The organism is Ramlibacter sp. WS9, assembly GCF_003797765.1.
In the GTDB taxonomy this organism is placed as follows: domain Bacteria; phylum Pseudomonadota; class Gammaproteobacteria; order Burkholderiales; family Burkholderiaceae_C; genus Ramlibacter.
The window spans coordinates 357,613-379,766 of sequence record NZ_RKMB01000004.1 but is presented as its reverse complement, the minus strand read 5'-3'; the positions used below and the strand labels follow the sequence as shown (position 1 = coordinate 379,766).

The window sequence follows — 22,154 nt, the reverse complement described above, 5'->3', positions numbered from 1 at the left end:
GAATGCCTAGCGCAGGCTCTCCAGCGCCAGGTTCAGCCGGAGCACGTTGACGCGTGGCTCGCCCAGAAGACCGAGCAGCGGTGCTTCGATCCGCTGGTCGACGAGCGCCTGCACCTTGTCCGCGGGCAGGCCGCGCGCCTTGGCTACGCGGCTGACCTGGTAACGCGCGGCGGCGGGGCTGATGTGCGGGTCCAGCCCGCTGGCCGAAGCAGTGACCAGGTCCACCGGCACGGGCGCGGCGTTGCCCGCGTCGGCGGCGCGCAAGGCTTCGACACGGCCCTTCACGGCATCGGTCAGGGCCGGGTTCAGCGGGCCCTGGTTGGAGCCGCTCGAGGCCGAGGCGTTGTAGGGCATGGGGCCGGTGGCCGAAGGGCGGCCCCAGAAGTGCTTGGGGTCCGTGAAGTTCTGGCCAATGAGGGCCGAGCCGACCACTTTGCCGTCGCGCGTGACCAGGCTGCCGGCAGCCTGCTCTGGGAACAGGACCTTGGCAGCCCCGGTGACGATCAGCGGATAGGCCACGCCGGTGACGATCGTCAGCACGGCGAAGAAGACCAAGGCGGGGCGAAGAATCTTGTGGTTCATGAGAGTTCCTTAAACCAGGCCGGCGGCGGCCAGCGCCAAATCGATGGCCTTGATGCCGATGAAGGGGACGATGAGGCCACCCAGCCCGTAGATCAGCAGATTGCGGCGCAACAAGGCGGCGGCGCCGACGGGGCGGTACCTCACGCCCTTGAGCGCGAGCGGGATCAGGAAGACGATGATCAAAGCGTTGAAGATCACCGCCGACAGGATGGCCGACTGCGGGCTGGCCAGCGCCATCACATTGAGCGCGGCCAGTTGCGGGTAGGTGGTGACGAAGATCGCCGGGATGATCGCGAAGTATTTCGCCACGTCATTGGCAATCGAGAAGGTGGTGAGCGAGCCGCGCGTCATCAGCAGCGCCTTGCCGGTCTCCACCACTTCGAGCAGCTTGGTCGGGTTGGAATCCAGGTCCACCATGTTGCCGGCTTCTTTTGCCGCTTGCGTACCGCTGTTCATCGTCACCGCCACGTCGGCCTGGGCCAGCGCGGGCGCGTCATTGGTGCCGTCACCGGTCATGGCGACCAGGCGGCCTTCGCGCTGGTATTCGCGGATGAGCTTCAGCTTGGCTTCGGGCGTCGCCTCGGCGAGGAAGTCGTCGACACCGGCCTCGGCCGCGATGGCCGCCGCAGTGAGCTTGTTGTCGCCGGTGATCATGATGGTCTTGATGCCCATGCGGCGCAGTTCGGCAAAGCGCTCCTTGATGCCGGACTTGACGATGTCCTTGAGCTCGACGATGCCCAGCACGGTGCAGCCTTCGCACACCGCCAGCGGCGTGCTGCCGCGCCGAGCGACATTGTCCGACACCCGCATGACTTCCGCGGCAAGCGTGCCGCCGTGCGCCTGCACGTGCTTGCGCACCGCGTCCACCGCGCCCTTGCGAATGGCCAGGTTTCCGCCGTCCTGGTGGATGTCGACACCGCTCATGCGGGTCTGGGCCGTGAACGGAAGGAACACGGCACTCCCGGCCGCGCGGTCGTCGACGCGGGCGCGCCTGGCGAGTTCCACGATGCTGCGCCCTTCCGGCGTCTCGTCGGCAAGCGAAGCCAGCAGCGCTGCGCGCGCCAGCCGGGTTTCGGGGACACCGGGCGCGGGATGGAAGGCCGAGGCCTGGCGGTTGCCGTGGGTGATGGTGCCGGTCTTGTCCAGCAGCAGCACGTCGACATCGCCGGCGGCCTCCACGGCTCGGCCCGACGTCGCGACGACATTGGCCTGCATCATTCGGCTCATGCCGGCCACGCCCACCGCCGACAGCAGGCCGCCAATGGTGGTGGGGATCAGGCAGACCAGCAGGGCGACAAGCGCGGTGATGCTGACCACGGTGCCGGCTTTGGCGGCCTCCACGCTGAAGACCGAGTAGGGCAGCAGGGTGACGGTGACCACCAGGAAGACGATGGTCAGCGCGATCAGCAGGATCGTGAGGGCGATCTCGTTGGGCGTCTTTTGGCGCTTGGCGCCTTCGACCATACTGATCATGCGGTCCAGGAAAGACTCGCCGGGGTTCGCTGCGATGCGCACCACGATCCAGTCCGAGAGCACACGGGTACCGCCGGTGACGGCCGAGAAGTCGCCACCGGATTCGCGCACCACGGGCGCCGATTCGCCGGTGATGGCGCTTTCGTCGACCGAGGCCACGCCTTCGATCACCTCACCGTCGATCGGGACCATGTCGTTGGCTTCCACCAGCACCACGTCGCCTTTGCGCAGGTTGACCGATTGCTCCGGCAACCACGTGGTTCCGTACTTCGGTTCCTTCAGCTTCTTGGCCCAACTGGTCTTTTGCAGACCGCGCAGCGAGGCCGCCTGGGCCTTGCTTCGCCCTTCGGCCAAGGCTTCGGCGAAGTTGGCGAACAGCACCGTGAACCACAGCCAGATGGCCACGGCCAGGATGAAGCCCGCCGGCGCCTCGCCCACGCCTTGCAGGGCCTGCAGCCACAGCAGCGTGGTGAGAATGCTGCCGATGTAGACGACAAACATCACCGGATTGCGCCACTGCGTGCGCGGGTTGAGCTTCCTGAAAGAAGCAGCAATGGCCGGCTTGAGCAGCACCGGGTCGAACAAGGTCAGGGAAGTCTTGGTATTCATGAATCGGGCTCCGACTTAATTGGCGGACCAGAGCATCAGGTGCTCGACCACCGGGCCCAGCGCCAGCGCGGGAACGTAGTTCAGCAGGCCGACCAGCAGCACCGTGCCGACCAGGAGCCCGACGAAAAGGGGGCCGTGGGTGGGCATGGTTCCCGCGGTGACGGGCAGGCGCTTCTTTGCGGCCAGCGCGCCGGCCATCGCCAGCACCGGCACGATGACGCCGAAGCGGCCCAGCCACATGGCAATGCCCAGCAGCGTGTTGTAGAACGGCGTGTTGGCCGACAGCCCGGCGAAAGCGCTGCCGTTGTTGTTGCCCGCCGAGGTCAGCGCATAGAGTATTTCCGAGAAGCCATGAGCCCCGGGGTTGGCGATGCCGGCCTTGCCCGCGGTTGCGAGCACCGCGATGGCGGTGCCGGTCAGTACCACGATGGGGGTCGCCAGGATGACGACGGACATCAGCTTCATTTCGTGCGCCTCGATCTTCTTGCCCAGGTATTCCGGCGTGCGCCCGATCATCAGGCCCGCGATGAATACCGCCAGGATGGCGAAGACCAGCATGCCGTACAGGCCGGCGCCGGCACCTCCGAACACCACTTCGCCCAGCTGCATCATCACCAGCGGAACCATTCCACCCAGCGGGGTGAGCGAATCGTGCATGGCGTTCACTGCACCGCAGGAGGCCGCGGTGGTGATCACCACGAACAGGGCGGACGCATCGATGCCGAACCGTGTTTCCTTGCCTTCCATGTTGCCCCCCGATTGCAGGGCGCTGGCCGCCTGGTCCACCCCCAGCGGCGGCATCAGTGGGTTGCCCAGTTGCTCCGCGGGGGTGATGACCACCACGGCCAGGACGAACATCACGGTCATGGCCGCCAGCACGGCCCAGCCCTGGCGCCGGTCGCCCACATCGCGGCCGAAACTGAAGCACAGCGCGGCCGGGATCAGGAAGATCGACAGCATCTGGACGAAGTTGCTCAGGGCCGTGGGGTTCTCGTATGGGTGCGCGGAGTTCGCGTTGAAGAACCCACCGCCGTTGGTCCCCAGCATCTTGATGGCCTCCTGCGAAGCGACCGGGCCCATCGCCAGCTTCTGGGTTTCGGCCTTGACTTCTTCCATGACGGGGTTGCCCTTGTCGTCCTTCAGGGCCTGGCCATCCGGGCCGTTCTTCGGTTGCTGGTAGGTCGTGGATTCCAGCGTGGCGACGTCCTTGTAGGCGTCGAAGTTCTGGATCACGCCTTGGCCTACGAGGAAGATGGCGAACACCAGCGACAGCGGCACCAGGACCCAGGCAGTGATGCGGGTCAGGTCCACCCAGAAGTTGCCGATGACGCCGGTCGAACGGGCGGCGAAGCCACGAATGAGCGCGAACACGACGGCGATACCGGTGGCGGCCGAGAAGAAGTTCTGCACCGACAGCGCGAGCATCTGGGTCAGGTAGCTCATCGTCGATTCACCGGCATAGCCCTGCCAGTTGGTGTTCGACACGAAGCTGACGGCGGTATTGAAGGCCGAGTCGGGCGACACGGCAGCCATGCCGGCGGGGTTGAGCGGCAGCGACACCTGGAGCCGCTGCAGGAGGTAGACCGCCAGTACGCCGAGCGCGTTGAAGGCCAGCAGGGCCAGCGCGTACTGCCACCAGTTCATTGACCTGTCGGCCGAGGTGCCGGCCAAACGGTATAGCGGAGCCTCCAGCTTGAGCATCCAGCCCGACAGGTTGCCGGTGGCTATGCGCGAGAGCCAGATGCCCAGTGGCCACGACAGGGCCAGCAGCACCACGAGATACAGGGCCAGCAGGCCCCAGGCTGATCCGCTCATCAGAAATCCTCCGCGCGGATCAACGCATAGGCGAGGTAGGCGAGCAGCAGAATGGCGCACATGCCGCCGAAGCCGTACAAAGCTTCGAGGCTGATCATGGCCGGCTTCCCTGGGGGCGTTCCAGCTTCCGGAAGCCCCACACCAGCAGCACCATGAGACCCCACAGCCCCGCCGCAGCGAGCAAGAAAACGATATCCATCATCTCAACCTCCAATCAGATTCCGATGGAGAAAGTCTGTTCGCCGACGCGTAAAAACAGAGAAGAGAATCAACGGGGATGCATAAAGAATGCGTAAAGCAGAAGGTGCTTCGCCGGCGAATGTGTGCGCTCCGGCATAAAAAAAGCGTAAAGAAGTCGGCCGCCGCCGGGCTTCGCGCGGGCTGGGGCTCCTCGCGTGGGCACAATGATTTACAGAAACTTGGCCGTGGTGGACGGCCACCCGAAAGCAACCTGGTGCAAAGCAAAAAATCAACTCTCGCGGCGCTGACGGTCGGCGCCATCGGTGTCGTCTACGGCGACATCGGAACCTCTCCCCTCTACGCCTTCAAGGAGGTCTTCGCGGCCGGCCACGTGGCGGTCTCGGAAGCAAGCGTGCTGGGAGCCTTGTCGATGTTTTTCTGGACGCTCACCGTGATCGTCTCGCTCAAATACGTGATGCTGATCATGCGTGCCGACAACCACGGCGAGGGCGGACTCATGGCGCTGTTGGCACTGGCGTCGCAGTCGGTCAAGGACAAGCCGCAGATGCGCAGCACGTTGCTGATGGTCGGGGTTTTCGGCGTCGCCCTGTTTTTTGGCGATGGCGTCATCACGCCGGCCATCTCGGTGCTGTCGGCGGTTGAGGGCCTGGAGATCGTGACGCCCGCGGCCAAGCCCTACGTCGTGCCGATTTCGCTCGGCGTCCTGGTCCTCCTTTTTGCCGTCCAGCGGCGCGGCACTGCCGCGATCGGCCGGTTCTTCGGCCCGGTCACGGTGTTGTGGTTCGTCTCGATCGCGGCGACCGGCCTCGCGCAGATCGTTTCCAATCCATCGGTTCTGCGAGCGATCTCGCCGTGGTATGCCATGCAATTCGCGATAGCCAATGCAGGCGTCGCCTTCATCATGCTGGGCGCGGTCTTCCTGTGCGTCACCGGCGCCGAGGCCTTGTATGCCGACATGGGCCACTTCGGCAGGAAGCCCATCCGCATCGCCTGGTTTGGCCTCGTGATGCCTGCCTTGATGATCAACTACTTCGGCCAGGGCGCGTTGGTGCTGGCGAATCCGAAGGCCGCGGCGAACCCGTTCTACCTGATGACTCCCGAGTGGGCGCTGCTGCCGATGGTGGGGCTGGCCACGGCAGCGACGGTCATTGCTTCGCAGGCGCTGATCTCCGGTGCCTTCTCGGCGACCAAGCAAACCATCCAGATGGGCTACCTGCCGCGATTGACGATCATCCACACCTCTGAGCACGACACGGGCCAGATCTACATTCCGGCCGTGAACTGGCTGCTGCTGGCGGGCGTCATCATCGCTGTCCTGCTCTTCGGATCGTCAACGGCGCTGGCCGCGGCCTATGGCATTTCAGTCAGCCTCGTCATGGTGATGACGACCATATTGACGTTCTTCGTGATCCGCTACGGCTGGGGCTATCCGTTGCCGCTTTGCATCGCGGCGACCGGTTTCTTCTTCCTGGTCGACATCGCGTTCTTCGCCTCCAACTCCCTCAAGATCATGCAGGGCGGCTGGTTCCCTCTTACCATGGCGATCGGCCTTTACGTTGTGCTCTCGACCTGGAAGGAAGGCCGGGCCCTTCTTTCGGAGAAGGCGCGCGAGGATGCGCTCGACCTGAAGAGTTTTCTTCATACGGTGTTTCTAGACCCGCCGCACAAGGTCGGCGGAACGGCGGTGTTCCTCACGGTGGAGCGCGGAATGGTGCCCAATGCGCTGCTGCATAACCTGAAGCACAACAAGGTGCTGCACGAACACAATGTGTTCGTGACCGTGCGCGCCCAGGAGGTGCCGCGCACTCCCGCGGGTGAGCGCCTCGTCGCCGACGATCTCGGCAACAACTGCTGGCAGGTGATCCTGAACTTCGGCTTCATGGACGATCCCGATGTTCCTTCCGCCCTGCAAGCGCTGAAAGAGCGCGGCTGCGCGCTGGACGCCATGAGCACCAGCTATTTCCTCTCGCGCGACACCGTGATTCCCAGCATCGGCGGCGGCATGGCGCCCTGGCGCGAGAAGCTCTTCGCGCAGATGCACCACAACGCCAGCGCGGCCGCCGACTTTCTCTATCTGCCGAACAATGCCGTGGTGGAACTGGGGTCGAAAATCGAGATCTGAGCGACTGTTTGATCGTTGCGCTGGCTGCGAAAATTACGGATCGGGCGAGTACGGGGCAGAAGCCTTCAAGGCTTGCTGATGATGATCTGGCTGACCGCGTTCTGGCTCGCGTCGTAGTTCATGAGCGTTCCGGAAATGCCGGTCGCGCTGAGGGTGCTGCTCGCGGACGCACTCGACTTCATCATCGAGCTGCTCAGCGAGCAACTTCCATTGCTTCCGGTGACGCAGCTGGCAGAGCCCCCCGGTGAGAAAGTCCCCGCGACTGCGGCATTGGCGACCATTGCGCCGCTGTTGACGTCGCGCACGGTGACCACGGCGGAAGCCTTCCAGTTGCCGCCGCTCTTGGTCGCGTTCCCGACCATGGACTTGAGCGCGACTGTCTGTGTCGTGGGCGCCGGCGCGGTGGCACCGTTACCCAGCGCATAAAGCAGCAGATTCGGTGAACCCGTGCCGATCGATGTCAGGCGGTTGGGTGTGGCTGTGGAATTCAGGTAAGCCGCCACGGTGGCGGGCGAAGCCGTGGGATTGGCTTGCAGTGTCAGCACGGCGGCCCCAGAGACATGAGCGGATGCCATGGACGTGCCGCTGATGGTGTTCGACGCTGTCGCGCCGGTGTACCAGGCCGATGTGATCGCCGTGCCCGGTGCGAACAGGTCCAGACAGGCGCCCAGGTTGGAATAGAACGAACGCGTATCGCTGCTGGTGCTGGCGCCCACGGTGATGGCGCTGGGTTCGCGCGCCGGGGAGGTGCCGCAGGCATCGACGTTGCTGTTGCCCGCCGCGACCACGATGGTGACTCCCTTGCCGACAGCGCCCGCGACAGCGGCATCGACCGCCGCGGACGCGCCTCCGCTGAGCGACATGTTGGCCACAGCGGGGCGCAAGGGGCTGTTGGCCACCCAGTCCACGCCAGCAATCACTGCGCTCCACGAACCGGAGCCGGTGCAGCCGAAAACGCGCACGGGAATGATCGACGCTGCCTTTGCCACGCCCCAGGTCGTGCCCGCTATCGTTCCCGCGACGTGGGTTCCGTGGCCGTGGCAGTCGTTCGTGCCGTTGCCGTCGGCTACTGCGTCGTAGCCGGGCCGCAGGCGGCCGGTGAACTCCACATGGTCGGCCCGGATGCCGGTGTCGATGACAAACGCGTTCACGCCCGATCCACTAGCGCTGAAATGGTATTGCGTGTCCAGCGGCCGATCGGCCTGGTCGATGCGGTCCAGGCCCCAGGTGGCCTGGTTCTGCGGCGAGCTCACCTGCTGCAGCGACACTGTCTGGTCCTGCTCGATGTAGCTCACGTGCGGATTGTTCCGAAGCCCCTGCAGGGCCGCATCGGGGATCGCGGCGGCGAATCCCTTGAGCGCTCCCTTGTAGGTGTGGTGCAACTGCCCGCCGACGCCCCGAACGAGGGTCGCGGCCGATGCGGCGGGGTCTGTCACATCGTTCTTGAAGACGACGATGTAGCGTCCCGGTATCGCGCGCGATGCTGTGTAAGGGTAGGTTGCCGGCGCGTTGGCCGACTGTGCCGATGCCGGTTGCGCGAATGCGAGGATTGCTGCGGATGCGGTGAGCGCCAGCGCGCGGACGAGCAAAGGAAAAGGACGTTTCATGAGGGCCTCGAACGGATCGGACGGAGCCGCGGGCTGCGGCCCGCGGACGGAAGAGCGGGGCGCCGCTCGTAGACTCGCCGCGATGTTAGGGGCTCAAGGATGAGTTCAGGGGCACCTCATCCGTTGTAACGTAAGCGTGTGAATGCTGAGCTTACAACTGATGAGTTGGCAGCCCGAAAACGTGCGTCAGAAATTACGGCTCGTTGCGGAACCTGCGTGAATTTGTCACGCGAGGTGATGCGTCGCCGCTTATCGCTCGTCGTAGCTCACCACGACCTTGGCGGTGAGCGGGCGGGACTGGCAAGTGAGCACGAAGCCCTTGTCCATCTCCCATTTCTCGAGCGTGAAATTCTTTTCCATTTCGACCTGGCCTTCGAGCACGCGCGCGCGGCAGGTGCAGCAGACGCCGCCTTTGCACGAGTACGGCAGATCCAGCCCCGCGTCGAGCGCCGCGTCGAGCACACGGTCGTCTGCCGCCATCGAGAGATGATGGGTCTTGCCGTCGAGCACGATGTCCAATTGGTGCGCGTGGCCCGTGGCCAGCCTCGCCGCCGCCGGCGCGCGCGGCCGCACCGGCGCGGCGCCGCCCGGCGGGACGAAGCGTTCCGCATGAATGCGATCCGCCGCGACACCCGCTGCCTTCAACGCCCGCTCGGTGCCCTCGATCATCGACTCCGGCCCGCAGATGAAAGCCTCGTCGATATCCGATGCCGGCAGCAGAGACTCGAGCAGTTCCCGGACCTTGGCTTCATCGAGCCGCCCATGCAACAGGGCCACCTCCTGCGGCTGGCGCGACAGCAGGTGGAGCAGTGCGACGCGCGCGGGGTATTTGTCCTTGAGGTCCTGCAGTGCCTCGTTGAACATGATGGTGTTGGCGCGCTGGTTGCAGTAGACCAGGGTGAATCGCGAATGCGGCTCGCCTGCGAGCGTCGTTGCCATGATCGACAGGATGGGCGTGATGCCGGAGCCCGCGGCGAAGCCGACGCGATGGCGTGCACCCTCGGCACGCGGGCTGAAGCGGCCGTCAGGCGCCATCACGTCGACGATGCTGCCCGGCTTCAGCGACTGCACGGCCCAGCGCGAAAACAGGCCGCCTTCCACCGGCTTGATGCCGACGTCGATCTCGCACGTCGCGGCGTAGCGCTGCGCGGGACTGCAGATGGAGTAATTGCGGCGCAGATCCTGACCATCGACGGTCGCGCGCAAAGTCAGGAACTGTCCAGGGCGAAAGGCAAATTCATCGGTCAGGCCCGGCGGAACCTGGAACGTGATCGCAGCCGAGCCCGCCGCATCGGGGGTGACGCGCTTGACGGTGAGAGGGTGGAAGTGCAGGGCCATCAGTAGGGCTTGAAGTGGTCGAATGGTTCCAGGCAGTCCAGGCACTTGTAGAGCGCCTTGCAAGCGGTGGAACTGAAGTGCGAGGTTTCCGTGGTGTTGGCGGAGCCGCAACGAGGGCACACAACTTGGGCGTGCGCTTGTTCTGTGCGGCGTGCGAAACGCACCACGTTGTCGGCCACGGCCGTATGGGGCGGCGCGATGCCGAACGCGCGCAGCTTCTCCCTGGCTTCCGGCGTGATCCAGTCCGTTGTCCAGGCCGGCGCCAAGCGCGTCACGACGCGGGCCTCGATGCCGTTGGCTGCGAGAGCGGCACGCACGTCGTCCTCGATCTGGCCCATCGCCGGGCAGCCACTGTAGGTGGGGGTGATGACGATTTCGAGCATGCCGTCGTGCTCGGTCACTTCGCGCAGGATGCCCAGCTCTCGAATCGAGACCACCGGGATTTCCGGATCCGGGATCGACTCCAGCAGCTCCCAGGCCTGCTGCGTGCGGGTCATCACGTTCACCACGTCGCTTCGGGGTGTTGGCGAGCGAGGCCCTGAATTTCGGCGAGCAGGTAGCTCAGGTGTTCCGAATGCTGGCCATCTTTGCCGCGCGTGAGGTAGCCGCCCGCAGCCGGCTTGCGCAGCGTAGCCTCCGCGAGTGCGTCGTCAACCGTGCGGTCCCACGACTCGCGCAGCAGGCGCGTATCGACGCCGGTACCCGAAGCCACTGCGCGCGCTTCCACCGGCGACGGGCCCCAGAACTCTTGCGTGTAGGGGAGAAGGTGATCGACCGCCGCCTGCATCCGGCGATGCGATTCATCCGTCCCGTCGCCCAGGCGCACCAGCCAGTCGCGCGAGTGGCGGACGTGATAGCGCATTTCCTTCAGCGCCTTACCCGCTATGGCCGCCAGCTGCGGGTCCTTCGACTGCTGCAGCGCTTCCCACAGCAGCAGCATCAGCGTGCTGTAGAAGAAATTGCGGGTGATGGTGGTGGCGTAGTCGCGGTCCGAGGCGGCGGTGCCGGCCAAGGGTCCGTGATGAGGAAGCTCGAGCAGCGTGTAGTTGCGGAACTCGGCGGCGTCGCGGAAGTAGGCGAGCCGGTCTTCCGTCGCGTCGCCGCCGATCAGCGTGGCCGCGTGCTGGTACAGCATGCGCGCCTGGCCGATCAGGTCGAGGCCGATGTTGGCCATGGCGATGTCTTCCTCCAGCACCGGGCCATGGCCACACCACTCGGCGTTGCGTTGGCCGAGCACCAGGGCGTTGTCGGCGAGGTGCAGGAGGTAGTCCACGGGCGCTAGCGCAGGGGCCTTGTTGTCTTCCATCACATGTGCCCCACTTCGTCGGGGATCTCGTAGAACGTCGGGTGCCGGTAGATCTTGTCGCTCGCCGGCTCGAAGAACTCGGCCTTGTCTTCCGGCTCACTGGCCGTGATCGTCGCCGACGGCACGACCCAGATGCTCACGCCTTCCATGCGGCGTGTGTAGACATCGCGCGCCATCTGCAAGGCCTGCTGCGCGTCGGCGGCGTGCAGGCTGCCGCAATGCTTGTGCTCCAGGCCCTGCTTGGACCGGACGAACACTTCCCACAAGGGCCATTCATTCTTGACATCGCTCATGCTGCTTCCTTCATCTGCCGGGCTTGCTGCTTGCGCGCATGCGCGAGGGCCGCGTCGCGCACCCATTGGCCGTCTTCATGCGCCTTCACGCGCGTGGCCAGGCGTTCCTTGTTGCACGGGCCGTTGCCGTTGACCACGGCCCAAAAGTCGTCCCAGTCGATCGCGCCGTAGTCGTGACGGCCGCGCTCCTCGTTCCACTTCAAGTCCGGGTCGGGCAGGGTGACGCCGAGGATCTTCGCCTGCGGCACGGTGGCGTCGACGAACTTCTGACGCAGGTCGTCGTTGCTGATGCGCTTGATGCCCCAGCGCATGCCTTGCGCGCTGTTGGGGCTGTCGGCGTCCGGCGGGCCGAACATCGCGAGCACCGGCCACCACCAGCGGTTGACCGACTCCTGAACCATGTCGCGCTGGGCTTGCGTGCCCTTCATCTGCGTCATCAGGCTTTCGAAGCCCTGGCGCTGGTGGAAGCTCTCTTCCTTGCAGATGCGGATCATCGCGCGGGCATAAGGGCCGTAAGAGCAGCGGCAGATCGGCACCTGGTTCATGATCGCCGCGCCGTCCACGAGCCAGCCGATGGTGCCGACGTCGGCCCAGGTGAGGGTGGGGTAGTTGAAGATGGAGCTGTACTTGGCCTTGCCGGTGTGCAGGCCGTCGAGCATCTGGTCACGCGTGACGCCCAATGTTTCGGCGGCGGAATACAGATAGAGGCCATGGCCGCCTTCGTCCTGCACCTTGGCCAGCAGGATGGCCTTGCGTTTCAGGGAAGGCGCGCGCGAGATCCAGTTGCCTTCGGGCTGCATGCCGATGATTTCGCTGTGCGCATGCTGGCTGATCTGGCGCACCAGCGTCTTGCGGTAGGCCTCGAGCATCCAGTCCTGCGGCTCGATTTTGCGGTCGGCGTCGATCTTGGCGTTGAACTGCGCCTCCAGCTGTTCCTGCTGCGCGGTGGCGGGCGGCGCCACGGCCTGCAGATTGCGCTGGGGGTCGGGAAGGTCCAGGGCTTGCGTGTACATGCCGCAAGTATATCCATTAGCCGACCGAGCGGTCGGCTAATGGATTACCCGCCGCTTTCCAGCGTCTGTCCCTGCCCGCGCCCGCGGCCCAGCACCTGGACCAATTGAGGCAGCGCGAGCGCCAAAGCCGCCTTCAGGGTGTGCGGTGGGTTGACGACGAACATGCCGCTGGCCGTGAGGCCTTGCCCACGCTCCGGCTCGCCGGGGACGTTGCGCTCTTCGGCCTGGCCGATGTTCAGCGTTGCGTGCAGCCACGGTTTCCCGGCTTGGGTGGCCAGGGTTTTCAGCCGGCGCGGCAGGTCGTGGGCTTCGGGCCGGGGGATGATGGGGTACCAGACGGCGTAAGTACCGGTGGCGAAACGCTTCAGGCTGTCCTGGATGCAGGTACTAACTTTCGCGTAATCGCTCTTGATCTCGTAACTCGGGTCGATCAGCACGAAGGCGCGGCGCGACGGCGGGGGAATGAACCCCTTCAGGCCCTCGAAGCCGTCTTCCCGGGCCACCGCGACCTGCCGCCCGGCCTTGAGCTGGGCGATGTTGCCAGCCAGGGCCTTGATGTCGGTGGGGTGCAGCTCGAACAGCTTCAGCTTGTCGCGGGCTTCTTCCCGCAGCAGGCGCTGGATGATGAAGGGCGAGCCGGGATAGATCTTGAGCTGGACGCCGGTGTTGAAGCCGGCGATCGTGTCCAGGTAGTCCTGGAGGATCGGCGCTACGTCTTTGATAGCGACATCGGAAGGCTTGGTGGGCTTCAGCGCTGCAAACAGCTTCACAACGCCATCGGCCGATTCGCCCGAAGTGCCGGCATAGTCGCCGTCGAGCCGGTACAAGCCGGCCCCGGCATGGGTGTCGACAGCCACCAAAGCTGCGTCTTTTTGCGTCAGGTGCCGCATCATGGCGATGACCATGGTGTGCTTCAGCACATCGGCGTGGTTTCCTGCGTGGAAGGCGTGGCGGTAGCTGAACATCCGGCGATGGTAACCCGGCCCGGTGGGCCCTTTGCCGCCTTCGCCTTGTGCTAAGTCCTTGATTCTTCGTATAATCCCGGGCTCTGCAGCGCCTTGTGGTCCCGCGTCAGAGATAGAGAGTAAACACGTTGCGAATCGCGTTTACGGTCTATACCCCACCTAAGAGATTCCCGTCAGAGGAACGCCGACCGTGGAAAAGGGCCCGCCAAACCAACTCGAAAGAGAACTCATGAAAACGTTCAGCGCCAAACCCGCTGACGTGACGCACGAGTGGTTTGTGATTGACGCGACCGACAAGGTCCTCGGACGAGTAGCCAGCGAAGTTGCTCTCCGTTTGCGCGGCAAACACAAGGCCATTTACACGCCTCACGTCGATACCGGTGACTTCATCGTCATCATCAATGCTGCCCAGCTCCGCGTGACGGGCACGAAGAACATGGACAAGGTGTACTACCGCCACTCGGGTTTCCCGGGCGGCATCAGTGCCACCAACTTCCGCGACATGCAAGCCAAGCACCCCGGCCGCGCGCTGGAAAAGGCCGTCAAGGGCATGCTGCCCAAGGGCCCGCTCGGCTACGCGATGATCAAGAAACTGAAGGTGTACGGTGGTGCAGAGCATCCCCACACCGCCCAGCAACCCAAAGTGCTGGAACTTCCTGAGACGCAAATGGGAGCCAGAGCATGATCGGTGAATGGAACAATGGCACGGGCCGCCGCAAGTCCAGCGTGGCTCGCGTGTTCATGAAAAAGGGCACGGGCAAGATCACGGTCAACGACAAGGACATTCAAGAGTTCTTCGGCCGCCAGACCTCGATCATGATCGTCAAGCAACCCCTGTTCTTGACGAACCACGTCGAAACGTTCGACATCAAGATCAACGTCCATGGCGGCGGTGAGTCGGGCCAGGCCGGTGCGGCACGCCACGGCATCACCCGCGCTCTGATCGACTACGACGCGACCCTCAAGCCCGCGCTGTCGCAAGCCGGCTTCGTGACGCGTGACGCGCGCGAAGTGGAACGTAAGAAGGTCGGCCTGCACTCCGCTCGCCGCCGCAAGCAGTTCAGCAAGCGTTAATCAGATCACGCTGCTGTTACCGCAGAAACAAAGCCGCACAAGTTCGCTTGTTGCGGCTTTTTTTCCGGCTGTATGGTCGAGCTGTTGAGGAGACAAAGAGAAAATGCGTTTTCGACTGCTTCGCCGCCGTTTGACGATCAGCGCGCCCCGCATGGCTGTTCGCAGCGCGATGCCCTGGCCCCTTCGCTGGGCCGGTGCCGCCATCGTGCTGGGCTTTTGCGCCGCCATCGCGCTGTGGGCCTTCGAGTTCGGCAAGGACATCGCGGGGTTGGAATCGGGCAACAAAGAAGAGCTGTTGAAGTTGCGAGGCGAAATGTCCAAGCTGCGCGATGAGCGCGACAAGGCCCAGTCTGTCTTCAACACGTCCGCCAGCCTCATCACGGCCGAGAAGGCCACGCAGGAGCGCATGATTGCCCAGATCAAGGCGCTGGAGGTCGAGAACCGTGCGCTGCGAGACGACCTGGGATTTTTCGAGAAGCTCATCCCCACGCATGGAGCGGAAGGCGTTGCCATTCGGGGCCTGCAGGCCGAAGTGTTGAGCGGCTCGCAGCTCAAGTGGCAGATCCTGGTGATCCAGCCCGTCAAGAACGCACCGGAGTTCCGCGGCAAGCTCGAAGTGAGCATTGCGGGAACGTTGAACGGCAAGCCCTGGATGATGGAATTGCCCGGCGGGGCCCAGGCGCTGCAGTTCCGCCAATACCGGCGGATCGAGGGAATGGTCGACTTGCCGGCTCAGGCCGTGGTAAAAAACGTATCCGCCAAGGTGGTGGAAGGCACGGCCACCCGTGCCGTACAAAGCATCAAGCTGTAAAAGCAAAGTACGTTGAGGAGGGAAAATTCATGTTTGGCAAGAAAGCACAACCGCCCATCAAGAGCCTGATCGCTCAGGGCAGCCGCATCGAGGGCAATCTGCAGTTCACGGAAGGGCTGCGCATCGACGGCGAAGTGGTCGGCAACACGCGCGCCAATACCGAGCAGTCGAGCATCCTCGTCATCTCCGAATCGGCGGTGGTGCAGGGCGAGATCCACGCCGATCACGTCATCATCAACGGCACCGTGCGCGGCCCGGTCTATGCGCGCGAGTTGTTGGAACTACAGCCCAAGGCGCGAATCGAAGGGGATGTGCACTACAAGGCGCTCGAAATGCACCAGGGCGCCATGATCACCGGCCAGCTGGCGCCGATTGACGCCGACGAAAAGCCCTTACTCAAGCTGGCGGCAAATAACCACTGAGCGCAATTCCCGAGCGATTTACAGTACTATTGGGCCAAGATACCCAATCCCTCGGAGCATCCATGAGCGCAGTTGCAGAAAACGTCCAGACTGAAATGCCGGCACCGCTGGTCTTTACCGACAGCGCGGCGGCCAAGGTGGCCGACCTGATTGCCGAAGAAGGCAACCCCGAGCTGAAGCTGCGCGTGTTCGTGCAGGGCGGCGGCTGCTCGGGCTTCCAGTACGGCTTCACCTTCGATGAAGTCACCAATGAAGACGACACGATCATGTCGAAGAACGGTGTGTCGCTGCTCATCGACGCCATGAGCTACCAGTACCTCGTCGGCGCCGAGATCGACTACAAGGAAGACCTGCAGGGCGCCCAGTTCGTCATCAAGAACCCCAACGCCACCAGCACCTGCGGCTGCGGCTCCAGCTTCTCGACCTAAGCCGGGTAGATGCATCCCAGCACACGGGCGCCTCTGGCGCCCGTTGTGCTTTGGAGATGGAGCTTTTCGCGCAGCACCGCCTTGCGCGCCAGCCAGGCGAAAGCCGTCGCCTCGACTTGCAGCGGCGGCAAACCCGAATCGCCGCTCGACGCCACCTGCGCGCCGGGCAACAGGGCGGCGAGACGCCCCATCACGTGGCGGTTGAAGGCGCCGCCGCCGCAAACGATCAGGCGCCGCAGGTCGGGCTGGTAGCGCAGCACATCGGCGCTGCAAGCCCGCGCGGTGAGATCCGCCAATGTCGCCTGCACATCGGCCGGTGCGGCGGGCCCGATCGCCGCGAGGTGCGCGTCCAGCCAGCGCCGGTTGAACAGGTCCCGCCCCGTGCTCTTGGGCGGCGCCTTGGTGAAATAGGGGTCGGCCAGCATCGCGTCCAACAAGGCCGGCAGAACGTTCCCTGAGGCGGCCCAGGCGCCGTCCATGTCATAGGGCTGTCCTTTGTGTTCGGCGCACCAGGCGTCCATCAAGGCGTTGGCAGGACCGCAGTCGAAGCCCAGCTGCGAACCGTCCGCACGCAGCAGCGTGATATTCGAGATGCCGCCCAGATTCAGCACGCCCACGGTCTCGCCGGCGCGTCCGAACATGGCCCGGTGGAAGAAGGGCGCGAGCGGCGCGCCTTGCCCGCCCGCGGCCACGTCGCGGCTGCGGAAGTCCGCCACCACGTCGATGCCGCAGAGTTCGGCCAGCAAGGCTGGTTGGCACAGCTGCAAGGTGTAGCCGGTGCCGTCGAATTCCTGCGGGCGATGGCGCACGGTCTGGCCGTGGGCGCCGACGGCGCGCACAGCCTCGCGTGGCGTGCTGCTGCCGGCGAGCAACTCACCGGCCACCGCCGCATACACGCGCATCAGCGCATTGCCCGCCAGCGCGGCGCGATGCAGCTCATCAGCACCGCTGCTGTTCAACGCCAGCAGTTCGGCGCCCAGTGCGTCGGGCATCGGCGCACTGGCATGCGCGATGACGTGGGGTTGGCTGGACGAGAAATCGGCCAGCACGCCGTCGACGCCGTCGAGCGACGTGCCGGACATGAGGCCGATGTAAAGCTCGGGCACTCAGCCTCCGCGGAGCCGCCTCAAGGCGGCTGAAGCGCCCTCGGGGGGCAGCGACAGAACGAAGTGACGAGCGCGGGGGTCCATTTACGGCGATGTTAGCCGCTCGACGGCCTCATCGACGAGGCTCTCAGTCGGCGCGTGCGACGATGGCAGACGAGCCCGCCGCGGCGAGCTGCATGCGCATCGAGCGCGCGATGCGGTCGAACTCGGGCCGGGCGGCGGCCGAGAGCGGCACGGCGTCGCTGTGCTTGGCGATGTCGCGCGGGTTCTGGTGCACGCCGTTCACGCGCAGCTCGAAGTGCAGGTGCGGGCCGGTCGCCCAGCCCGTCATGCCGACGGCGCCGATATTCTGGCCCTGGTTCACGGCCTGGCCGGGCCGCACGTCGATGCGGCTCAGGTGGGCGTAAACGGTTTCGTCGGTATTGTTGTGCTTGACGATGACCACGTTGCCGAAGCCGTTCTGTTCGCCGGCGAACTGCACCACACCGTCGCCCACGGTGCGCACCGGCGTGCCCATGGCGGCGCCGTAGTCCGTTCCCAGGTGGGCCTTCCACTTGTGCAGGACGGGGTGGAAGCGCATCGCGAAGTTGCTGGTCACGCGCGAAAACTCCATCGGCGACGCCAGGTAGGAGCTCTCGAGCGACTTGCCGTCCAGTGTGTAGTAGGCGCCCTTGGTGCCGGGCTGCTGGAACCACATGGCCTGGTGCGTCTTGCCGTTGTTCACGAATTCGACCGACAGCACGCGGCCGGTGCGCACCGCCTCGCCGTCGGCTTCGAGTGCTTCGTAAACCACGTTGAAGCGGTCGCCGTTCTTCAGGGAGCGGTGGAAGTCGATGTCGCCGGAAAAAATCTGGATCAGCTGGCCCACCACCGCGTCCGGGATACCGGCCTCGTCGGCGGCCGCGAACAGCGAAGTGCGGACGGTGGCGCTGCCCATGCGGGCGGCTGCGACCAGCGGCGCGGTTTCGATCCGGGATGCGAACGCGCCGTGCGTCAGGCGCTCGACCACGAGGCGCTTGAAGGTGCCGTCATAGTCGGGCGACGCCCAGCGCGCGCTGAGTTTTTCAAGCGACTGGTTGCCGCTGGCCTCGGCCGTCATGCCACGGCCGGAGCGGCCGAGCACATTCGCGCGGAACGCCGCGTCAGCGCGCAGGTAGGCGGCGGCGCGGTAATCGTCGATGCCCAGGCGGGATAGCAACGCGTCCACGGTGTCGCTGGCGCGCGAGACGTCCGAGCGGAACAGCTTGAAGCGATGCACGTCCAGTGCCTGCAGCTGGTCCTGCACCGGCAGCGGCGTCACGGCTTCCAGCACCTGGCGCACCGTCACGGTGTCCGGGGTCTCGGGTGTGAGCGACGCCACGGCGAACGCGCCGCCGCCGCCGCCCAACAGCAGCGCGGCGATCAATGCCGTCACTTGCTTGGGGTGGTGCTCCAGCGCGTGGGCCGCACGGGACAAAAGCTTTTCACCGGCGGCAACAAAACCGTTTTTCAATGGAAGGATCCTCGCGATGGGGGATTGAGTTTGTCCTACATCCGTGTAGGCGGTTCCCGACAGTTACACCCTGGGGGCCCGGACGGGGTGAAAGCGGGAAAATTGCCGGAACTAGAATCGGCAACCTTCGAAAACTGGCGCGAGTATAACGACCCGCTCGCCGCCGATCCAGAAAAAGTCCTTATGAATCAAGCCTCTGTTACAACATTTCCGGTAACCGACCGTGTGCGCGAAGCCATGGCCGTTTCGCTGCGCGGCACGGAAGAGCTGATTCCGCAAGAAGATTGGCTGAAAAAACTGGCGAAATCGGACGCGACGGGCGTTCCGCTGCGCATCAAGCTCGGACTTGATCCTACAGCGCCTGACATCCATATCGGACACACCGTGGTCCTGAACAAGATGCGGCAGCTGCAAGACCTGGGCCACACCGTCATCTTCCTGATCGGCGATTTCACGTCCATGATCGGCGACCCGTCGGGCCGCAATACGACCCGCCCGCCGCTCACGGCCGAACAGATCAAGGCCAATGCGGAAACGTACCGCGCCCAGGCCGACAAGATCCTGGACCCGAGCAAGACGGAACTGCGCTACAACAGCGAATGGAGCGATCCGCTGGGCGCTCGCGGCATGATCCAGCTGGCCGCCAAGTACACCGTGGCGCGGATGATGGAGCGCAACGACTTCCACGACCGCTTCAAGGCCGGTAGTTCGATCAGCGTGCATGAGTTCCTCTACCCGCTGATGCAGGGCTACGACTCGGTGGCGCTCAAGAGCGACTTGGAACTTGGGGGCACGGACCAGAAATTCAACCTGCTGATGGGCCGCCACCTGCAGCAGGAATACGGCCAGGAGCCGCAGTGCATCCTGACCATGCCGTTGCTCGAGGGCCTGGACGGCGTCGAGAAGATGTCCAAGAGCAAGAACAACTACATCGGCGTCAGCGAAGACGCCAACACGATGTTCGCCAAGGTGCTGTCGATCTCCGACGACCTGATGTGGCGCTGGTTCACGCTGCTGAGCTTCCGCGGTGAGGCGGAGATCGCCGGGCTGAAGAAAGAGATCGAAGGCGGCCGCAATCCCAAGGACGCGAAGGTGATGCTCGCCAAGGAGATCACCGCACGCTTCCACAGCGCCCAGGCCGCCGACGCGGCGGAGCAGGACTTCACCAACCGCAGCAAGGGCGGAGTGCCCGACGACATCCCCGAGATGCAGTTGAGCGGCGCGCCGCTGGGTATCGGAGCCTTGCTCAAGCAGGCCGGGCTGGCGCCATCGGGCAGCGAAGCCAACCGCCTGATCGACGGCGGTGGCGTGCGGATCGATTCCGCTGTCGTCAGCGACAAGGGCTTGAAGTTGGAAGCCGGCACCTACGTGGTGCAGGTGGGCAAGCGCAAGTTCGCCCGCGTCACGCTGGCCTAGCGCGCGCCGGCCTTCTCCAGCATCGCGACCATCGCGGTGTAGCCGCGCGAGCGGGCCAGCGCCAGCGGCGTGTTGCCCTGCCGGTCCTTCAGCTGCAGGTTGGCGCCGGCGTCGATCAGCGCCTTCAACGTCGCCTGGTGGCGCGCGCCGCCGTTGCCCAGCACGATGCTTTCGATCACGGCCGTCCAGTGCAGGTTGTTCACGTGGTCCAGCGGCGCGCCGGCGGCGATCAGCTGCCGGACCACGCCGTCATGCCCCAGGTGCGCCGCGGCGATCAGCGCCGTGCCGTCGTAGCGGCTGGTGACCTGCTTTGCGCTGGCGTCCAGGGAGAGCAGCACACGCAGCGTTTCTTCGTCGTCGGCGACCGACGCGATCGTCACCGCGTCGTAGCGGTCGCTTTCCAGCAGGTCGATGTTCGCGCGCGCCTTCACCAGCGCACGGATGGCATCTCGCTGCCGCGCGAATGTGGCCACGTGCAACGGCGTTCGGCCGTTGCCGTCGCGTGCGTTCACGTCGGCCCCGGCGGCCGCCAGGGCGGCGACCTGGGCCGCGTCGCCGCGGTGCGCGGCGGCGTGCAAGCCCTTGTAGCTCGATGCCTCGGCCGGCGTCGGCCCCACCTGTGCCAGCACCGGCAGGCTCGCCGCGGAACCGATGGCCAGCAGCAGGGCGATCAGTGCGCGCAGGGCCGTTCTCACTTCAGCAACTCCTTGACCTTGTCCAGGCTGGCCACCGCGCATTGCGCGTAGCTTCGATAAGCAGGCAGGCTGCACATGAGCGCGATCAGGGCGCCGGCGAAGCGAGCGGCTTGCCCTTCTCCACGACATACACGCCGACCAGCTTGATCGGTGCCTTCGAGTCGTTGTGCGCGTCGTGGATCACACCGGCCGGGATGACGAACGACTCGCCCGCCTTCACCTTGCGCGGCGGCTGGCCATCGATCAGCAGCGTGGCTTCGCCTTCCATCACGTAGCTGATCTCGTCGCCGGGGTGTGTATGGCGGCCGGCCTTGGCGCCCGGCGCCACTTCGACGCGCGCGATCACCGCCTCGCGGCCCGGCACGGACACGTCGGCGCGGCCGACCAGGGTGCGGGACAGGCCAGACGCGCCCGGCGCGGGAGCCGCTGCGGGCGCTTGGGCTTGCATGGCGCAGGCGCCCAGGATGAGCAGGGAGCCAAGGGCCAGGGACAGGGACAGGGTTTGCGCCGGTTTCTTCATGAGGAGTCCTTGTGGGTGTTCGCGCAAAGCCGCGCACCCGCATGCTAGCGACGGACGCGCCGGTGAGGGTCGGGGTCAACCCTTGAGCCTGTGTTTTGTTCCGACGTCATGTTGCTGATTTGTACATGCTATGTACAATATGGAACATGATCACCAACATCGATATTGACGAAGCCATCGTGGCCGAGGCCATGAAGGTGTCAGGTGCCCGCACCAAGCGCGAAGTGGTGGACCGTGCCCTGCGCGAGATGGTGGCGCGAGCCAAACGCCCGCGCATCCGCGATCTGTGGGGCCGAGCCACGGAAGACACATTCTGGCCCGACTACGACCCGAAGACGGAGCCTGGAGAACCGCCGGGCAAGTACCGCGTCGAACAGGGCGTCGCGACGTACAAGGTTGCCCCTCCTGCTCCTGGCGCGGCCAAGTCGCGGCGCAAGCGCTGATGCTGCTGCTCGATTCGTCCGTCTGGATTGACGCCTACAAGGGCCGAGCGACGGACGGTACGCGCTATGTCGACACGCGCGAGGACCACGAGGAGATTGCCACGACCGGCATCATCTTCCAGGAGGTGCTGCAAGGCGTTCGCGACGAGGCGGAGTATGAATACGTCCGTCAGCTTCTGTGGTCCGCGCTGATCCTCGAGCCGCGCGAAATCTCCACCTATGAAGTTGCCGCGCAGCTTTACCGGCGAGCTCGCGCCAAGGGCTTCACCATCCGCAAGCCGAACGACTGCCTCATCGCCGCGATCGCGCTGGAACACGGCGCGCTGCTCGTGCACAACGACCGCGATTTTCTTGCGCTCGCGCAAATCGAGCCTGCGCTGCTGGTCTACCCGGGCCGTCCGCACTAGGGCGACAATCGCTTTC

General features: G+C 65.0%; 24 protein-coding genes. 9 read left to right on the top strand and 15 right to left on the bottom strand.

Annotated elements, in window-relative coordinates:
• Nucleotides 1-6: 6 nt before the first annotated feature.
• Genes kdpC through EEB15_RS09880 form a run of 4 tightly spaced genes read right to left on the bottom strand, consistent with a single transcriptional unit; the run spans nt 7 to nt 4,577 of the window.
• Nucleotides 7-582, bottom strand: a complete 576-nt coding sequence (gene kdpC / locus EEB15_RS09895; RefSeq protein ID WP_141509658.1) for a potassium-transporting ATPase subunit KdpC — start codon at nt 580-582, stop codon at nt 7-9.
• Between the two features lie 9 nt (nt 583-591).
• Nucleotides 592-2,664 carry a potassium-transporting ATPase subunit KdpB gene (gene kdpB, locus EEB15_RS09890; RefSeq protein ID WP_141509657.1) on the bottom strand — a complete coding sequence of 691 codons (2,073 nt, stop codon included), beginning with the start codon at nt 2,662-2,664 and terminating at the stop codon, nt 592-594.
• Nucleotides 2,665-2,679: 15 nt separating this feature from the next.
• Nucleotides 2,680-4,479: a potassium-transporting ATPase subunit KdpA gene (gene kdpA, locus EEB15_RS09885; protein WP_141509656.1), complete on the bottom strand. Its 1,800-nt coding sequence runs from the start codon at nt 4,477-4,479 to the stop codon at nt 2,680-2,682.
• A complete protein-coding gene (locus EEB15_RS09880) occupies nt 4,479-4,577 on the bottom strand; it encodes a potassium-transporting ATPase subunit F (protein WP_141509655.1) in 99 nt (32 codons plus the stop codon). Before EEB15_RS09880 ends, kdpA begins: the two co-directional genes overlap by 1 nt.
• A gap of 356 nt (nt 4,578-4,933) precedes the next feature.
• Between EEB15_RS09880 and EEB15_RS09875 the strand changes: the two genes are divergently transcribed.
• Complete coding sequence (locus EEB15_RS09875; RefSeq protein WP_141509654.1) at nt 4,934-6,802, top strand: potassium transporter Kup; 1,869 nt, start codon at nt 4,934-4,936, stop codon at nt 6,800-6,802.
• 65 nt (nt 6,803-6,867) lie between these two features.
• Here the strand turns inward: EEB15_RS09875 and EEB15_RS09870 are convergent, their stop codons facing one another.
• From EEB15_RS09870 to EEB15_RS09840, 7 genes are all read right to left on the bottom strand, one after another.
• Nucleotides 6,868-8,409 (bottom strand): S8 family peptidase, encoded by a 1,542-nt coding sequence (locus EEB15_RS09870; protein WP_141509653.1) that lies wholly within the window; start codon nt 8,407-8,409, stop codon nt 6,868-6,870.
• A gap of 249 nt (nt 8,410-8,658) precedes the next feature.
• Nucleotides 8,659-9,747, bottom strand: coding sequence for a 1,2-phenylacetyl-CoA epoxidase subunit PaaE (paaE, locus tag EEB15_RS09865; RefSeq protein ID WP_141509652.1), 1,089 nt, complete (start codon nt 9,745-9,747; stop codon nt 8,659-8,661).
• Nucleotides 9,747-10,244: a 1,2-phenylacetyl-CoA epoxidase subunit PaaD gene (gene paaD, locus EEB15_RS09860; protein WP_141509700.1), complete on the bottom strand. Its 498-nt coding sequence runs from the start codon at nt 10,242-10,244 to the stop codon at nt 9,747-9,749. The genes paaE and paaD overlap by 1 nt, the downstream gene beginning before the upstream one ends.
• Nucleotides 10,245-10,249: 5 nt before the next feature.
• Nucleotides 10,250-11,053: a 1,2-phenylacetyl-CoA epoxidase subunit PaaC gene (gene paaC / locus EEB15_RS09855; RefSeq protein ID WP_141509651.1), complete on the bottom strand. Its 804-nt coding sequence runs from the start codon at nt 11,051-11,053 to the stop codon at nt 10,250-10,252.
• A complete protein-coding gene (paaB, locus tag EEB15_RS09850) occupies nt 11,053-11,346 on the bottom strand; it encodes a 1,2-phenylacetyl-CoA epoxidase subunit PaaB (protein WP_141509650.1) in 294 nt (97 codons plus the stop codon). Before paaB ends, paaC begins: the two co-directional genes overlap by 1 nt.
• Entirely contained in the window at nt 11,343-12,359 is a 1,017-nt protein-coding gene (paaA, locus tag EEB15_RS09845; RefSeq protein ID WP_141509649.1) for a 1,2-phenylacetyl-CoA epoxidase subunit PaaA, read from the bottom strand. The genes paaB and paaA overlap by 4 nt, the downstream gene beginning before the upstream one ends.
• 44 nt (nt 12,360-12,403) lie before the next feature.
• Nucleotides 12,404-13,324, bottom strand: a complete 921-nt coding sequence (locus EEB15_RS09840) for a 23S rRNA (adenine(2030)-N(6))-methyltransferase RlmJ (RefSeq protein ID WP_141509648.1) — start codon at nt 13,322-13,324, stop codon at nt 12,404-12,406.
• Between the two features lie 229 nt (nt 13,325-13,553).
• On the opposite strand from EEB15_RS09840, the gene rplM reads away from it, so the two are divergent.
• From rplM to erpA, 5 genes are all read left to right on the top strand, one after another.
• Entirely contained in the window at nt 13,554-14,009 is a 456-nt protein-coding gene (rplM, locus tag EEB15_RS09835; protein ID WP_141509647.1) for a 50S ribosomal protein L13, read from the top strand.
• Nucleotides 14,006-14,398 (top strand): 30S ribosomal protein S9, encoded by a 393-nt coding sequence (rpsI, locus tag EEB15_RS09830; protein ID WP_141509646.1) that lies wholly within the window; start codon nt 14,006-14,008, stop codon nt 14,396-14,398. The genes rplM and rpsI overlap by 4 nt, the downstream gene beginning before the upstream one ends.
• A 103-nt stretch (nt 14,399-14,501) precedes the next feature.
• Nucleotides 14,502-15,209: a DUF6776 family protein gene (locus tag EEB15_RS09825; RefSeq protein ID WP_141509645.1), complete on the top strand. Its 708-nt coding sequence runs from the start codon at nt 14,502-14,504 to the stop codon at nt 15,207-15,209.
• Nucleotides 15,210-15,238: 29 nt separating this feature from the next.
• A complete protein-coding gene (locus EEB15_RS09820) occupies nt 15,239-15,631 on the top strand; it encodes a polymer-forming cytoskeletal protein (protein WP_141509644.1) in 393 nt (130 codons plus the stop codon).
• A 62-nt stretch (nt 15,632-15,693) separates the two neighbouring features.
• Nucleotides 15,694-16,059: an iron-sulfur cluster insertion protein ErpA gene (gene erpA / locus EEB15_RS09815; RefSeq protein WP_141509643.1), complete on the top strand. Its 366-nt coding sequence runs from the start codon at nt 15,694-15,696 to the stop codon at nt 16,057-16,059.
• Here the strand turns inward: erpA and EEB15_RS09810 are convergent.
• Together EEB15_RS09810 and EEB15_RS09805 are read right to left on the bottom strand one after the other, a co-directional pair.
• Nucleotides 16,056-17,165 carry an anhydro-N-acetylmuramic acid kinase gene (locus EEB15_RS09810; RefSeq protein ID WP_141509642.1) on the bottom strand — a complete coding sequence of 370 codons (1,110 nt, stop codon included), beginning with the start codon at nt 17,163-17,165 and terminating at the stop codon, nt 16,056-16,058. The two genes, erpA and EEB15_RS09810, sit on opposite strands and share 4 nt — an antisense overlap.
• A gap of 127 nt (nt 17,166-17,292) precedes the next feature.
• Nucleotides 17,293-18,657: a M23 family metallopeptidase gene (locus EEB15_RS09805; protein WP_141509641.1), complete on the bottom strand. Its 1,365-nt coding sequence runs from the start codon at nt 18,655-18,657 to the stop codon at nt 17,293-17,295.
• A 183-nt stretch (nt 18,658-18,840) separates the two neighbouring features.
• On the opposite strand from EEB15_RS09805, the gene tyrS reads away from it, so the two are divergent.
• The gene (gene tyrS / locus EEB15_RS09800; protein ID WP_141509640.1) at nt 18,841-20,073 is read left to right on the top strand and encodes a tyrosine--tRNA ligase; all 1,233 of its coding nucleotides are present in this window, start codon (nt 18,841-18,843) and stop codon (nt 20,071-20,073) included.
• Here tyrS and EEB15_RS09795 read toward each other — a convergent pair.
• Nucleotides 20,070-20,768 carry an ankyrin repeat domain-containing protein gene (locus tag EEB15_RS09795; RefSeq protein WP_370283480.1) on the bottom strand — a complete coding sequence of 233 codons (699 nt, stop codon included), beginning with the start codon at nt 20,766-20,768 and terminating at the stop codon, nt 20,070-20,072. The two genes, tyrS and EEB15_RS09795, sit on opposite strands and share 4 nt — an antisense overlap.
• Nucleotides 20,769-20,853: 85 nt before the next feature.
• Nucleotides 20,854-21,216, bottom strand: coding sequence for a cupin domain-containing protein (locus tag EEB15_RS09790; RefSeq protein ID WP_233259439.1), 363 nt, complete (start codon nt 21,214-21,216; stop codon nt 20,854-20,856).
• 218 nt (nt 21,217-21,434) lie between these two features.
• On the opposite strand from EEB15_RS09790, the gene EEB15_RS09785 reads away from it, so the two are divergent.
• Nucleotides 21,435-21,731 (top strand): type II toxin-antitoxin system VapB family antitoxin, encoded by a 297-nt coding sequence (locus tag EEB15_RS09785; protein WP_141509637.1) that lies wholly within the window; start codon nt 21,435-21,437, stop codon nt 21,729-21,731.
• On the top strand, nt 21,731-22,138 hold the full coding sequence (locus EEB15_RS09780) for a PIN domain nuclease (protein ID WP_141509636.1): 408 nt from the start codon (nt 21,731-21,733) through the stop codon (nt 22,136-22,138). The genes EEB15_RS09785 and EEB15_RS09780 overlap by 1 nt, the downstream gene beginning before the upstream one ends.
• The last annotated feature ends 16 nt before the right edge of the window (nt 22,139-22,154 follow it).

Excerpts from the sequence above, each read along its gene's own strand:
- kdpA (WP_141509656.1), bottom strand. The coding sequence starts at position 4,479 with ATGAGCGGATCAGCCTGGGGCCTGCTGGCCCTGTATCTCGTGGTGCTG.
- EEB15_RS09825 (WP_141509645.1), top strand. The coding sequence starts at position 14,502 with ATGCGTTTTCGACTGCTTCGCCGCCGTTTGACGATCAGCGCGCCCCGC.
- paaE (WP_141509652.1), bottom strand. The coding sequence starts at position 9,747 with ATGGCCCTGCACTTCCACCCTCTCACCGTCAAGCGCGTCACCCCCGAT.
- paaA (WP_141509649.1), bottom strand. The coding sequence starts at position 12,359 with ATGTACACGCAAGCCCTGGACCTTCCCGACCCCCAGCGCAATCTGCAG.
- EEB15_RS09790 (WP_233259439.1), bottom strand. The coding sequence starts at position 21,216 with ATGCAAGCCCAAGCGCCCGCAGCGGCTCCCGCGCCGGGCGCGTCTGGC.
- paaD (WP_141509700.1), bottom strand. The coding sequence starts at position 10,244 with ATGACCCGCACGCAGCAGGCCTGGGAGCTGCTGGAGTCGATCCCGGAT.
- tyrS (WP_141509640.1), top strand. The coding sequence starts at position 18,841 with ATGAATCAAGCCTCTGTTACAACATTTCCGGTAACCGACCGTGTGCGC.
- EEB15_RS09840 (WP_141509648.1), bottom strand. The coding sequence starts at position 13,324 with ATGTTCAGCTACCGCCACGCCTTCCACGCAGGAAACCACGCCGATGTG.
- paaC (WP_141509651.1), bottom strand. The coding sequence starts at position 11,053 with ATGGAAGACAACAAGGCCCCTGCGCTAGCGCCCGTGGACTACCTCCTG.
- EEB15_RS09880 (WP_141509655.1), bottom strand. The coding sequence starts at position 4,577 with ATGATCAGCCTCGAAGCTTTGTACGGCTTCGGCGGCATGTGCGCCATT.
- rpsI (WP_141509646.1), top strand. The coding sequence starts at position 14,006 with ATGATCGGTGAATGGAACAATGGCACGGGCCGCCGCAAGTCCAGCGTG.
- paaB (WP_141509650.1), bottom strand. The coding sequence starts at position 11,346 with ATGAGCGATGTCAAGAATGAATGGCCCTTGTGGGAAGTGTTCGTCCGG.
- kdpB (WP_141509657.1), bottom strand. The coding sequence starts at position 2,664 with ATGAATACCAAGACTTCCCTGACCTTGTTCGACCCGGTGCTGCTCAAG.
- rplM (WP_141509647.1), top strand. The coding sequence starts at position 13,554 with ATGAAAACGTTCAGCGCCAAACCCGCTGACGTGACGCACGAGTGGTTT.
- EEB15_RS09820 (WP_141509644.1), top strand. The coding sequence starts at position 15,239 with ATGTTTGGCAAGAAAGCACAACCGCCCATCAAGAGCCTGATCGCTCAG.
- erpA (WP_141509643.1), top strand. The coding sequence starts at position 15,694 with ATGAGCGCAGTTGCAGAAAACGTCCAGACTGAAATGCCGGCACCGCTG.
- EEB15_RS09785 (WP_141509637.1), top strand. The coding sequence starts at position 21,435 with ATGATCACCAACATCGATATTGACGAAGCCATCGTGGCCGAGGCCATG.
- kdpC (WP_141509658.1), bottom strand. The coding sequence starts at position 582 with ATGAACCACAAGATTCTTCGCCCCGCCTTGGTCTTCTTCGCCGTGCTG.
- EEB15_RS09780 (WP_141509636.1), top strand. The coding sequence starts at position 21,731 with ATGCTGCTGCTCGATTCGTCCGTCTGGATTGACGCCTACAAGGGCCGA.
- EEB15_RS09870 (WP_141509653.1), bottom strand. The coding sequence starts at position 8,409 with ATGAAACGTCCTTTTCCTTTGCTCGTCCGCGCGCTGGCGCTCACCGCA.